Origin of the sequence: Methylobacter tundripaludum, from assembly GCF_002934365.1 — a bacterium.
In the GTDB taxonomy this organism is placed as follows: Bacteria; Pseudomonadota; Gammaproteobacteria; order Methylococcales; family Methylomonadaceae; genus Methylobacter_A; species Methylobacter_A tundripaludum_A.
Genome location: NZ_PTIY01000001.1, coordinates 194764 through 207134, shown reverse-complemented (window position 1 = coordinate 207134; position 12371 = coordinate 194764). Strand labels below are relative to the sequence as shown.

The window sequence follows — 12371 nt, the reverse complement described above, 5'->3', positions numbered from 1 at the left end:
TCGTGGTGAATAAATCCGATACTGGAAATCATCTGAATAAAAATTGGACTAAAACAATGCAATTAACACCACGCGAAAAAGACAAACTGCTGATATTTACCGCTGGCCTGCTGGCCGAACGCCGCAAAGCCAGGGGCCTGAAGCTCAACTATCCGGAAGCCGTGGCTTTTATCAGCGCCGCGATCATGGAAGGCGCTCGCGACGGCCGCACAGTCGCGGAACTGATGGAATTCGGCCGCACCCTGCTTTACCGCGACGATGTAATGGACGGCGTCGCCGAAATGCTGCCCGATGTGCAGGTTGAAGCGACCTTTCCGGACGGCACCAAGCTGGTCACGGTCCATAACCCGATCGAATAGCAAAGTAGGAGCACAGTCATGATACCCGGAGAAATCATCCCCGCCGATGGCGACATCGAACTGAACGCAGGCCGCGCGACGATTAGCGTAGTGGTTGCGAACAGCGGCGACCGGCCGATTCAAGTCGGCTCGCATTATCATTTTTTTGAAACCAATCCGGCTTTGCAGTTCGACCGTGCGGCAACGCGCGGCTTCAGGCCGGATATTCCAGCCGGCACCGCGGTGCGTTTCGAGCCCGGCCAGCAACGTGAAATACAGCTGGTGGCCTTTGCCGGATTACGCTGGATTTACGGCTTCCGCCAGGACGTGATGGGCGCATTGGAGGACAATTTATGAGCAGGATCAGCAGGCAAGCTTATGCCGATATGTTCGGGCCGACCACCGGCGACCGGGTGCGTTTGGGCGACAGCGGCTTGTTTTTAGAAGTCGAAGCCGACCGCACGGTGTACGGCGACGAGGTCAAATTCGGCGGCGGCAAAGTCATTCGCGACGGCATGGGCCAAAGCCAGGTTGATTCCACCGTGGCGATGGATTTGGTGATCACCAACGCGCTGATCGTCGACCACTGGGGCATTATTAAAGCCGATGTCGGCATCAAAAACGGTCGCATTGCCGGAATCGGCAAGGCTGGGAATCCCGATACGCAACAGGGCGTCGATATAATCATCGGCCCCGGCACCGAAATTATCGCCGGTGAAGGACAAATCCTGACCGCCGGCGGCATCGACGCGCATATCCATTTCATTTGTCCGCAGCAAATCGATGAAGCGTTGATGTCAGGCGTGACTACGATGATCGGCGGCGGCACCGGGCCTGCAACCGGCACCAATGCTACAACCTGCACGCCGGGGCCGTGGAATATTCACAGCATGCTGCAATCGCTGGACGGGTTTCCGATGAATTTTGGACTGCTCGGCAAGGGCAACGCCAGTTTGCCGATTGCGTTGGAAGAACAGGTTCGCGCCGGGGCGATGGGCTTGAAGCTGCACGAGGACTGGGGCACGACACCGGCGGCTATCGATTGCTGTCTTTCGGTCGCCGACCGCTTTGATGTGCAGGTCGCGATTCATACCGATACCTTGAACGAATCCGGTTTTGTCGAGGACACTTTTGCCGCGTTCAAGGGCCGCACCATTCATACTTATCATACCGAAGGCGCCGGCGGCGGCCATGCGCCGGATATTATCAGGGCTTGCGGCGAGGCTAACGTGCTGCCGTCGTCTACCAATCCGACCCGGCCTTATACGATCAATACCGTAGACGAGCATCTGGACATGCTGATGGTTTGCCATCACCTTGACCCAAGCATTGCCGAAGACGTGGCTTTTGCCGAATCGCGGATTCGCCGCGAAACTATCGCCGCCGAGGATATTCTGCATGACTTGGGCGCATTTTCGATGATTTCTTCGGATTCGCAGGCGATGGGCCGGGTTGGCGAAGTGATTATCCGCACCTGGCAGACCGCGCATAAAATGAAGGCGCAGCGCGGCAGCTTGGCCGAGGATTCGCCGCGCAACGACAATTTCCGCATCAAGCGTTATATCGCCAAGTACACGATTAATCCGGCCATCAGCCACGGCATCGCGCACGAAGTCGGCTCTGTCGAAGTCGGTAAACTGGCGGATTTGGTGTTGTGGAACCCGGCTTTTTTCGCGGTCAAACCCAGCCTGATTCTTAAAGGCGGATTTATTGCCGCCGCGCCGATGGGCGACCCGAATGCCTCGATTCCGACGCCGCAACCGGTGCATTACCGGCCGATGTTCGGGGCGTTCGGAAGGACCGCATCGGTGACTTCGATGTTCTTTTTGCCTAAAATCGCGGTCGAGTCCGATATTCCAAGAACTTTAGGACTTAACAAAAGGATAGGCGTAGTCGCAGGCACACGAACCATCGGCAAAAAAGATTTGATCCATAACCACTACCAACCGCATATCGAAGTCGATCCGCAAACTTATTCGGTCAGGGCCGACGGCTTGCTGCTGACTTGCGAACCGGCCGATGTGCTGCCCTTTGCCCAACGTTATTTTTTGTTTTGATTATGCTGAAATTGACTGAACTGGCTCCATTGGAGACCGCCCCGGACGATGTGATCACGTTGCCGTATGAATCGCGCCAGAAAAGCCGCCTGCTGCTAAAAACCGACAGCGGCGCAAAAATCGGGCTGTTTTTGCCGCGCGGCCAAGTGCTGCGCAAAGGCTCGGTGCTGACCGGCCCCGACCGTTACCGGGTGCTGGTCGATGCGGCGCCGGAGCCGCTATCGGTGGTGCGCACCGATGACGCGCTACACTTCGCCAAGGCTTGTTATCACTTGGGCAACCGCCATGTCGCGTTGCAGATTCTGCCGGGCGAGCTTCGCTTCCTGACCGATCACGTGCTGGATCATATGCTGGAAGGGCTGGGCTTGACGGTCAGCCATGAAGTGTTGCCTTTCGAACCGGAGCAGGGCGCGTACCACGGCCATGGTCACTGATCTGGCCTTATTGCGTTTGCTGCAACTGGTCAGCCCCGGCTTGCCGATAGGCATGTACTGTTATTCGCAAGGCCTGGAGCGCGCGGTCGACGATGGCTGGATAAGCAATGCAAGCGATACCGGCGAATGGCTTAACGGCTTGATGGCGATTTGTTTGGCGCGTGTCGATCTGCCGATATTGGCGCGGCTTTACGACGCCTGGGAATGCGGCGATGTTGAACGGGTTGAATATTGGAGCGGAACCCTGATTGCCTGCCGGGAGACTTCCGAATTAAGGGCCGAAGACCGGCACACCGGCCAAGCCTTGGCGCGGCTGCTGGATTCATTGGTGATTGACGGTATGCAGCCCTGGATACGCAAACCCGAAACCACGCTGGCTACGGTATTCGCTTTTGCCGCTGTGAACTGGGGCGTTCCCAAACGCGAAACAGTCATCGGTTATTTGTGGAGCTGGTTGGAGAACCAGGTGTTATGCGCGGTCAAGCTGGTGCCGTTGGGACAAGTCGCCGGGCAACGGTTGTTGACCGATTTGGCCGGTAAAATTCCGGCTTTAGCTGACGAGGCGCTCAGCATTGCCGATCATGACATCGGCGGTAGCGCGTTTGGCTTGGCTTTAGCCAGCAGCCGGCATGAAATGCAGTATTCCAGATTATTTCGTTCCTGAGGGATTATATGAGTGCTAAACAAATATTAAGAGTAGGTATCGGCGGCCCGGTTGGTTCCGGTAAAACGGCTTTGGTCGATGCGTTGTGCAAGCAAATGCGCGACAATTTTGAAATCGGCGTGGTGACCAATGACATTTATACCAAGGAAGACCAGCAGTTTTTGATCCGCAGCCAGGCGCTGCCGGAAGAACGCATCTTGGGTGTGGAGACCGGCGGCTGCCCGCATACCGCTATCCGGGAGGATGCGTCGATGAATCTGGCGGCGGTCGATGAATTAAGCATGAAGTTTGAAAATCTCGACTTTATCATGGTCGAAAGCGGCGGCGATAATCTCAGTGCGACCTTCAGCCCTGAACTGGCCGATCTGACGATTTACGTGATCGATGTGTCGGCAGGCGACAAGATACCGCGCAAAGGCGGCCCCGGAATTACCCGTTCGGACTTGCTGGTTATCAACAAGATCGATCTGGCGCCTTATGTCGGTGCGTCTCTGGAGGTTATGGACCGCGATGCGCGCAAGATGCGCGGAGAACGGCCGTTTGTATTTACCAATTTGAAGAGCCGGGAAGGCCTTAAAGCGGTTGAAGATTTTATTATTCAGGCGGGAATGCTGGATTAAGTAGGTAGCCAAAAGTTTTTTAACAAAATGAAAAAACCACTTGTCTCCTTATTTACCACGAAGATCACGAAGAAAAATAGTTAACTTCGTGTCCTTCGTGGTGAGTAAAAAATGTTTAAAAGACTTTTGAACGGTTACTTAAGCGCGCCGAACATATTTCGCACCGCTAAAATCGTCCGTTCCTTCGTACAGTTTACCTTTATCCTAAAAACCGCAGTTTATCCACGAAAAGTACGAAAGACACGAAACAAAACGAAACGCTATAGTTATTTAGTAGCTCACCCTTTGGGTGACGAGCCGCGACTTGATAACTCTTTGAAATTTTGGTGTTTTTCGTGGACGAAATGATTTTTCTAGGTTTATGAATTCAGCTGAGGCGTTGAAACTTTAATGTCATCTTATTGTCTTGTAACTGTCACATAAATTTAATTGGAATATTGCATAATCAGTGGAACTTAACAAAATGAAAAGGCAATTTGATGATTATCAATTGGGTGGCGGCCAAGGCGCAGCAGTTTTTACCCGTACACGATACCGGACTCGACGAACTTAGCGCCAACTTTGATTTTGCTCTGAGCGCTGAAATTATGGAGCTGTTGTATCTGTATGGGCAAAGTGACGACGGCATGGCCGCGGGAGCGGTTGCCGACGATTGCATGAATGCAGAAAGTGGAATCGCGTCTGGAACGTCAACCGAGAGCGGCGAAGGAACCGTTGCCGGGGCGCGTCAACAGGTTGAAGCGGCCGAGGCGGCCGTTATATCAAGATTTGCATTGGACGAGCATGAGCTGGCGTTAGCCTGATGTAAGACCGATTAAACCGGGATCAGTTTGTACTCCCGCATCCTTGCAGGAGTCATCCGACCTACACAATTATTTCACAATTAAGCTGTTATTAACCGACTTAACGCCTTTAACCGTTCTTGCAAGTTCCACCGCTCTGGCGGCGGCGGCAGCGGAATCAACAAACCCACTCAGCTGCACAACGCCTTTGAAAGTTTCAACGTTGATTTGCAGCAGTTTAAGCCTGGAATCGCCCAATATTGACGTGTTAACCTTGGTAGTCAGCACCGCGTCATCTATATATTCCCCGGTACTTTCATGTTTAGCCCCTCCGGCGCAACCGGCAATCAACATGACCAATAAAAGACCTATTATCAACTTGCATTTACTCATAATGTTTAACCTTAATATAGTTTGATCGGATGTCAGTTTAAAAAACGGTTATTTCCGGTGTTAAGATACCAGAACGGCCCATGCTGAAAATAACGCCACGTCTAAATAATACAATAATATCGGATAGATGTATTCCACGCTTAATGAGGATGATTGTGAGATTTTGCCGGAGCGAACAGCAATTTGAATGTAGCCCGGTTTTCCTCCTGCTTAAAATCTTCAAACCTCGACGCGAAGTCTTGGCGGGCCCTGTCTCTATGGCTATCAAGATCCTGAATTAACACGCCCATGGCTAAAAAAGTATTGGCGGGGAGGTTAAGCGCCATCATTTCTTCGCTGAACAGTTTTAGATTATGTTCCTGAACGGCGTAGTCCTGAAAGTCGCCCAAAACCTCCTGAAGTCCTTTCAGGTGCTTAATCAGGTGTTTTATTTGCTGCTCGGGATAAAGGCTTTGGAAAAACTCTATCAAATAGCGCAGCTTTTTACAGGATTTTCTTAAATCATGTAGGGCTTCGGCGGGTGACGAGCCGGTAATCGCATCGCCTTCCTGCAACACGCGGCTGAAAACTTTCCATATTCTCCGGTCGGCGAGTTCTTTAATGCTCAGCTTGGCATTTTGCTCAAGCATTTTTTTGTACGAGGGCTCTTTAAGATACTGCTCCCACTCGGATAAGGTGGACAGGTACTTGTCCGATTGCAGTTTTTTTGCCAGCTCTTTCTGGGTTTTCTGCTGTTTGGCGAGTAGAAAATCGTATAAAGGATTGAGGTCTTCCCTGATAGAAATAGGCAGGCTGCTTTTATAACGGTCAAAATTCAGCAGATAAACATCCAAATCTCTTGCCGGTCCGGTGATCTGGCCCAGCCAGGAGAAAAAATCAACATAATAGGCGTTAATGTTGTCGGGCAATATGCCTTTGATCTGGCTGAGTCCGGCGCGGGTTCTTCTGACCGCAACCCTAAAGTCGTGCAAGAATTCGCTGTCGGTATCGGCAATCGTGCCCTGCTCGTTGGCTTTAATGGCTTTTAGCAGGTGGCTGTAGATATATTTTGCGGCAATATCGGCGCGCATGTCCGGGTCCAGGTTGATATTCAATTTTGATGAATAATCTTTAGGTTTGCGCCCCTGGAATTGCAAGGCTTTTAGCAGGACGGGTTCTTCGGTGGCGGTTAATCCCAGTGTGCCGGTCAATAGCCCGGTGATGTGTTCGGCCGCCTTGTCGTAGCCTTTTACCGGTTGCAGCAGGGCGCGGTTATTGAAATGGCCGTATTCTTCGACTATCAGCCGGAGTATGGTTTTTTCATCTTCATTAATGATGTTGAGATGATAAATTTCATAGTCCAGTGTGCAAACGGCTAATAATGCGCGCATTTCCAGTAACGGCTCCAGGGTGTCGCGGATTGTTCCCGGTTCGAATTCTTTGCCGAATAAAGGGACTTTCTTAAGCGGCGAGGTAGCGATAAGCCGAGCATTTTTAATCGATCTTAGTGTTAAGGATGAGGCGGTTTTTGTCCGATTAAACTCGCAAGTGATGTCGTTTGAATATAAACGCCAGTCAAAGCTGTCATAGTAGGTTTTGCTGGAAGTCTGCGTTGACGCGAGTTGCGTTCCTGCTTCATGACTTAATTTAGCGATAAATTGTTCGGCGGTTAAATTGACGGGAAATTCAAATTGTAAGGACATATTTGCCACGGAACGGGTGCAGGAGTAGTCTGACATGTGAACTCTCAATCATAACTGCGTAGTATTAATATTTAATGACAGTTTTGAATATCAATTGGCCGGCGCCCGAAAGGCGCCTATTAGAGGCGGTTTTAAGCGGCGCTTAAGAGAGTCAACCGAAGATGTTGCGCTCCCTGAATCGATACGATGGATTAATGAAAAAGATTATACTGTAATATTGTTGTCATATACTATTTACATAATAGCGCCACTTTAAATTATTTTGAGAGTTGATTATGAAAGTATCTTTTAAAGCCAAAGCGTTGGTTGCTGCAATGGGTTTTGGTGTTGCTACATTGTTTAGTGGTGTGGCGGGTGCCGTGCAAACGGTTGATGCAGGGGTTCCCGAGTATCAAAAAGCCAGCGGTATTTCAGGCAATTTGTCCAGCGTCGGTTCCGATACGCTGGCCAACCTGATGACGCTTTGGGCCGAAGAATTCAACCGCGTTTATCCTAACGTAAATATTCAAATTCAGGCTGCGGGTTCTTCTACTGCGCCTCCGGCGTTGACTGAAGGCACCTCAAATCTTGGGCCTATGAGCCGCGAGATGAAGGATGACGAACTCGAAGCTTTCGAAGAAAAATACGGCTACAAGCCTACCGCTATTCCGGTAGCTGTTGATGCGCTGGCGGTTCTTGTCAACAAGGACAACCCGGTCAAGGGTCTGACCATGGAACAAGTCGATGCGATCTTCTCTTCCACCAATAAATGCGGCGGCGAAAAAAGCATTGAATCATGGGGCGATGCAGGTGTTGCGGCTTGGGGATCAAAGAGCATCCAGTTATACGGCCGTAACTCGGTTTCAGGCACTTACGGTTACTTTAAAGAACACGCTTTATGCAAAGGCGACTTTAAAAACAATGTAAACGAGCAGCCCGGTTCTGCATCGGTTGTGCAGTCGGTCACTTCATCGGTTAACGGTATCGGCTACTCCGGTATGGGATATTCCACATCAGGCGTTAGAATGGTGCCTCTGGCAAAGAAGGGCAGCAAGACTTTTGTCGATGCAACGCCTGAAAATGCAATTGCCGGCACTTATCCGTTGACACGCTACTTGTATATTTATGTCAACAAGAAGCCGAACCAACCGCTGGCGCCGTTAGACAATGAATTTATCAGAATGGTATTGTCAAAAACAGGTCAGCAAGTGGTCATAAAAGACGGTTATATTCCCCTGCCGGCGAAAGTTGTCGACAAGGTACTGGCTACGCTTAAATAAGATTAAGGATTGGATGTAGTGTTGCGCAAGGACGCATAGACAGGGATGTCGGTCTGAATGTGTTGTTATCTTCCCCCTCAGAAAGAAAAACAACGGACAAAAATGCGGTCCAGATTTGCTTTGTGAGTCTTGACCGTTTTTTTTTGTTATATCATTGTCACATTTAATTTCTAGTCTCTTTAGCATGTCAGAAATAACCTCCCCTACAAAACAACCTCCTTCCATAAAAATCAGTTCCGGTGAGCTTTATCAACGTTGGCGACTCGTTAAAGATGCCTTGGCCCGCTATGGCGTCGTGGTTGGCGGGTTGGGTGTAATCGTCGCTATCGTACTGATTTTCTTTTATTTGCTGTATGTGGTTTACCCCTTGTTTATTTCGGCGACCGCGCAACCGGTCAGCGAATACGCAGTGCCGGAGCAGGCTTTAGGCAACACCTTGCTGCTGGAAATGGAAGAGCAAAACGAGGTGGGAGCTCGTTTTACCGATAGCGGGCACGTGGTGTTTTTTGAGGTGGCCAGCGGTAAAACGTTGTTAACGCAGGCGGTGGCAATCCCCGAGGGGGCGCATATCACCAGCTTTGCCCAAGGCAGCCCTATCAATGAGGGTGCGGTCATTTACGGTTTATCCGACGGTAGGGCGGTTGTCGTTAAGCATCAATATAAAGTTACTTACCCTGACAACGTGCGGGTTATTACTCCGTCGCTTAAATATCCGCTGGGCGAACAGCCTTTGGTGATGGACGAGTCCGGTGCGGCCTTGGAGAAAATAGCGGTTAAGGCGGGCAATGATGCAACAACGATCGTCGTAAAAACAGCCGATACGCCGCAGGGCGCCGGTAAAATCCGCCTGGTCAATTTCCAAAAAGAACAATCGCTGTTTGCCGAGGAAGCGGCATTGACACGGACGGATTCAATTTTTGAACAGCCGGCGGCGAATATTGCCGATATTTTAATCGACAAGGAGGAATCCAACCTGTATCTGATCAGCAACGACGGGCAGATGGGCTTTTTCGACATCAGTGACAAAAACAGCCCGGCTATCAGGCAGCAGCAGAATGTGGTAAGCGCCGGACAAAAAATCACCAGCGTGGCTTTTTTAAACGGCGATCTTTCTCTGATGATAGGCGATTCCAGCGGCCTGGTGTCGCAATGGAGTATGGTTAAAGACAAGTTGAACCGGCCGGCAATGCAAAAAATCAGGTCATTTAAAGTGTCCGATAAGGCGGTTGTTGCAATTAATGCCGAACAACGCCGGAAAGGCTTTATGACGACAGATGCCGACGGGATCGTGGGCATTTATCATTCAACCGCCGAACGGGAAATGGTTAAGGAACGCATAAGCGGCGCCTTGCCGACGGCGGCGGTGTTGTCGCCGCGAGCCAATGCGATGTTGGTGCAGTCGGCGGACGGCAAAATGCACTTCTGGCATATCGATAATGAACATCCCGAGGTTTCGATTAGATCGCTTTGGCAGCAAGTCTGGTATGAAAGCTATCCCAAACCCGATTACATCTGGCAATCTTCTTCGGCAAATAATGATTTTGAACCCAAATACAGCTTAACGCCATTGGTTTTCGGCACCCTGAAGGCGGCGTTTTATGCGATGTTGGTCGCCATACCGCTGGCGCTGATGGGGGCGATTTACACTGCTTATTTTATGGCGCCGAAGATGCGCCAATACGTGAAACCCTCGATTGAAATCATGGGCGCGCTGCCGACGGTTATTTTGGGCTTTCTCGCCGGCCTTTGGTTGGCGCCGTTTATGGAAGAACACCTGTCCGGGCTGTTCGCTATGTTGATGATTATTCCTGTAGGCGTCATGCTGTTTGCTTTTGCCTGGCAGTTTATACCCAAGCCCATTGCCCACAGACTTTCGGAAGGTTGGGACGCTGCGTTATTGGTTCCGGTTATTTTGCTGAGCGGCTGGTTTGCCTTTAAGGTCAGCGTACCGTTGGAAACGTTTTTGTTTCACGGCACCTTGCGCGACTGGTTTAAGGCTGAATTCGGCATCGGTTACGACCAGCGCAATGCGTTGGTCGTCGGTGTAGCGATGGGCTTTGCGGTTATCCCGACTATTTTTTCGATTGCCGAAGACGCCATTTTCAGCGTCCCGAAGCATTTGACTGTCGGATCTTTGGCGCTGGGCGCTACGCCTTGGCAAACCATGATCAGGGTGGTGCTGTTAACCGCAAGTCCGGGGATTTTTTCCGCCATTATGATCGGTTTCGGCCGGGCCGTCGGGGAAACCATGATTGTGTTAATGGCGACCGGAAATACACCGGTAATGGATTTGAGCGTTTTTCAGGGTATGCGTACCCTGGCGGCGAATATCGCTGTGGAAATGCCGGAATCGGAAGTAGGCAGTACGCATTACCGGGTCTTGTTCTTAGCGGCCCTGGTGCTGTTTATGTTTACCTTTGTTTTTAATACGCTGGCCGAAGTTATTCGTCAGCGCTTACGGGAAAAATACAGTTCATTATGATCAGGATTAAAGCATGGTTTAAAAGCGGCGCCCCCTGGGTATGGCTCAATGCGGCGGCGGTCAGTACCTGTCTTATTATGGTGGTCGGCGTGCTGGGCTTGATTGTCGTTCGCGGAGCGGGCCATTTCTGGCCCGCTCCAGTCGTACAATTCAGCTATCAGGAACCGGACGGACAAACCCGGACGATTATCGGCGAGCATGTCGATACCAGTATCACGCCGGCGGCGATGGCCAAGTCCAGTGGTCACATCATGGCCGATGACGAAGATACCCTGGTGCAATACTTGGTTAAAACCGGTAATCGCGATATTACAGGCACCGATTTCCGTTGGATATTGGAGCGCAATATTAAGCAGCAACAGTCTCCCGCCGAGTTGATGGTGGTGGAACGCCGCGAGTGGGGCAATTTTTACGGTCAGCTGGTTGCGGTCAAGGAAAGCGGCAAGGTTATCGCGGAAGGCGAGCAGGCCGGGCCTGTCGCTCAGGCCCGGATAAATGAGGCTTTAGCGGTTTTTGACGAAATAGCTCATCTGGAAAAAAAAGAAGTCGGCGGGATCAATTACAAGCTGGATCAGTTAAGGCTCGAGCAGAAAGGATTGCAACTGAAAAACCGCTGGGATGCGGCGGCCGAGCAACGGATAAGCGTCGAGAAGGCGGAGCTTGAAATTGAATATAAAAAATATCAAGCCCAGTTACTCGAGCTGTACAAGCAGATAAGAAGGGACAGCTTGGTCGCAAAAACCGAAAGCGGCCAGGAAGTTGAAGTTCCGTTGGCTAAAGTCGTCAGGGTTTACTGGCCAAACACAATGAGTATGTTCGACAAAATCGGCCATTACGGCGTTAAAGTGGTCGAATTTTTAACGGATGATCCGCGTGAAGCCAATACGGAAGGCGGGATTTTTCCTGCCATTTTCGGTACGGTGATGATGGTGCTGATGATGTCGGTTATCGTGACGCCGTTTGGCGTCATTGCGGCGGTGTATTTGCGCGAATATGCCAAGCAGGGTTTTATCACCCGCTTGATCAGGATTGCGGTCAACAATCTGGCGGGTGTGCCTTCCATCGTTTACGGCGTATTCGGTTTGGGTTTTTTCGTCTATATTCTGGGCGGCAACATCGATCAATTGTTTTACCCGGAAGCCGCGCCTGCGCCGGTTTACGGTACGCCGGGGTTATTGTGGGCATCGATCACGCTGGCTTTGCTGACTTTGCCGGTCGTTATTGTCTCGACCGAAGAAGGTTTGGCGCGTATTCCCAGGTCTATACGCGAAGGCAGTCTGGCCCTGGGCGCGACTAAACTGGAAACTTTATGGCTGACGGTATTGCCGATGGCAAGCCCTGCGATGATGACCGGATTGATTCTGGCGGTGGCGCGGGCGGCCGGCGAAGTGGCGCCGTTAATGCTGGTTGGCGTGGTCAAGCTGGCGCCGACGTTGCCGTTGGACGGCAATTATCCCTTCTTGCATTTGGACAGAAAATTTATGCACTTAGGATTTCATATCTATGATGTCGGCTTTCAAAGCCCCAATGTCGAGGCGGCAAGACCGTTGGTTTATGCGACATCATTATTGTTGGTACTGGTCATTGTTGGGTTGAATTTATCAGCTATCTTAATCAGGAATCATCTGCGAGAAAAATACCGGGCACTGGAAGGTTAAAA

12 protein-coding genes are annotated in these 12371 nt (G+C 50.9%); 10 read left to right on the top strand and 2 right to left on the bottom strand.

Annotation, left to right across the window (positions count from 1 at the left end):
• Window positions 1–56 precede the first annotated feature (56 nt).
• The 7 genes from ureA to B0F88_RS00975 all read left to right on the top strand — a co-directional run bounded on the left by ureA (window position 57) and on the right by B0F88_RS00975 (window position 4916).
• Window positions 57–359: an urease subunit gamma gene (gene ureA / locus B0F88_RS01005; protein WP_104422072.1), complete on the top strand. Its 303-nt coding sequence runs from the start codon at window positions 57–59 to the stop codon at window positions 357–359.
• A gap of 18 nt (window positions 360–377) precedes the next feature.
• Window positions 378–695, top strand: a complete 318-nt coding sequence (locus B0F88_RS01000) for an urease subunit beta (RefSeq protein WP_104422071.1) — start codon at window positions 378–380, stop codon at window positions 693–695.
• Window positions 692–2395, top strand: a complete 1704-nt coding sequence (gene ureC, locus B0F88_RS00995; protein ID WP_104422070.1) for an urease subunit alpha — start codon at window positions 692–694, stop codon at window positions 2393–2395. Before B0F88_RS01000 ends, ureC begins: the two co-directional genes overlap by 4 nt.
• Window positions 2396–2397: 2 nt before the next feature.
• Window positions 2398–2829, top strand: coding sequence for an urease accessory protein UreE (gene ureE / locus B0F88_RS00990; protein WP_104422283.1), 432 nt, complete (start codon window positions 2398–2400; stop codon window positions 2827–2829).
• Window positions 2819–3493, top strand: coding sequence for an urease accessory protein UreF (locus B0F88_RS00985; RefSeq protein ID WP_104422069.1), 675 nt, complete (start codon window positions 2819–2821; stop codon window positions 3491–3493). The genes ureE and B0F88_RS00985 overlap by 11 nt, the downstream gene beginning before the upstream one ends.
• 8 nt (window positions 3494–3501) lie before the next feature.
• Entirely contained in the window at window positions 3502–4113 is a 612-nt protein-coding gene (ureG, locus tag B0F88_RS00980; RefSeq protein WP_104422068.1) for an urease accessory protein UreG, read from the top strand.
• Window positions 4114–4592: 479 nt separating this feature from the next.
• Complete coding sequence (locus B0F88_RS00975) at window positions 4593–4916, top strand: hypothetical protein (protein ID WP_104422067.1); 324 nt, start codon at window positions 4593–4595, stop codon at window positions 4914–4916.
• 69 nt (window positions 4917–4985) lie between these two features.
• Here the strand turns inward: B0F88_RS00975 and B0F88_RS00970 are convergent, their stop codons facing one another.
• Both B0F88_RS00970 and B0F88_RS00965 read right to left on the bottom strand, forming a co-directional pair.
• Complete coding sequence (locus tag B0F88_RS00970) at window positions 4986–5288, bottom strand: BON domain-containing protein (protein WP_104422066.1); 303 nt, start codon at window positions 5286–5288, stop codon at window positions 4986–4988.
• Between the two features lie 140 nt (window positions 5289–5428).
• Window positions 5429–6970, bottom strand: a complete 1542-nt coding sequence (locus B0F88_RS00965) for a CHAD domain-containing protein (protein ID WP_104422065.1) — start codon at window positions 6968–6970, stop codon at window positions 5429–5431.
• A gap of 275 nt (window positions 6971–7245) precedes the next feature.
• Here B0F88_RS00965 and B0F88_RS00960 point away from each other — a divergent pair, with 275 nt between their 5' ends.
• From B0F88_RS00960 to pstA, 3 genes are all read left to right on the top strand, one after another.
• Window positions 7246–8229 (top strand): PstS family phosphate ABC transporter substrate-binding protein, encoded by a 984-nt coding sequence (locus tag B0F88_RS00960; protein ID WP_104422064.1) that lies wholly within the window; start codon window positions 7246–7248, stop codon window positions 8227–8229.
• 184 nt (window positions 8230–8413) lie between these two features.
• On the top strand, window positions 8414–10711 hold the full coding sequence (locus B0F88_RS00955; protein ID WP_104422063.1) for an ABC transporter permease subunit: 2298 nt from the start codon (window positions 8414–8416) through the stop codon (window positions 10709–10711).
• Window positions 10708–12369 carry a phosphate ABC transporter permease PstA gene (gene pstA, locus B0F88_RS00950; protein ID WP_104422062.1) on the top strand — a complete coding sequence of 554 codons (1662 nt, stop codon included), beginning with the start codon at window positions 10708–10710 and terminating at the stop codon, window positions 12367–12369. The genes B0F88_RS00955 and pstA overlap by 4 nt, the downstream gene beginning before the upstream one ends.
• The last annotated feature ends 2 nt before the right edge of the window (window positions 12370–12371 follow it).

Coding starts and splice junctions, on each gene's coding strand:
- ureA (WP_104422072.1), top strand. CDS start 57: ATGCAATTAACACCACGCGAAAAAGACAAACTGCTGATATTTACCGCT.
- B0F88_RS01000 (WP_104422071.1), top strand. CDS start 378: ATGATACCCGGAGAAATCATCCCCGCCGATGGCGACATCGAACTGAAC.
- ureC (WP_104422070.1), top strand. CDS start 692: ATGAGCAGGATCAGCAGGCAAGCTTATGCCGATATGTTCGGGCCGACC.
- ureE (WP_104422283.1), top strand. CDS start 2,398: ATGCTGAAATTGACTGAACTGGCTCCATTGGAGACCGCCCCGGACGAT.
- B0F88_RS00985 (WP_104422069.1), top strand. CDS start 2,819: ATGGTCACTGATCTGGCCTTATTGCGTTTGCTGCAACTGGTCAGCCCC.
- ureG (WP_104422068.1), top strand. CDS start 3,502: ATGAGTGCTAAACAAATATTAAGAGTAGGTATCGGCGGCCCGGTTGGT.
- B0F88_RS00975 (WP_104422067.1), top strand. CDS start 4,593: ATGATTATCAATTGGGTGGCGGCCAAGGCGCAGCAGTTTTTACCCGTA.
- B0F88_RS00970 (WP_104422066.1), bottom strand. CDS start 5,288: ATGAGTAAATGCAAGTTGATAATAGGTCTTTTATTGGTCATGTTGATT.
- B0F88_RS00965 (WP_104422065.1), bottom strand. CDS start 6,970: ATGTCCTTACAATTTGAATTTCCCGTCAATTTAACCGCCGAACAATTT.
- B0F88_RS00960 (WP_104422064.1), top strand. CDS start 7,246: ATGAAAGTATCTTTTAAAGCCAAAGCGTTGGTTGCTGCAATGGGTTTT.
- B0F88_RS00955 (WP_104422063.1), top strand. CDS start 8,414: ATGTCAGAAATAACCTCCCCTACAAAACAACCTCCTTCCATAAAAATC.
- pstA (WP_104422062.1), top strand. CDS start 10,708: ATGATCAGGATTAAAGCATGGTTTAAAAGCGGCGCCCCCTGGGTATGG.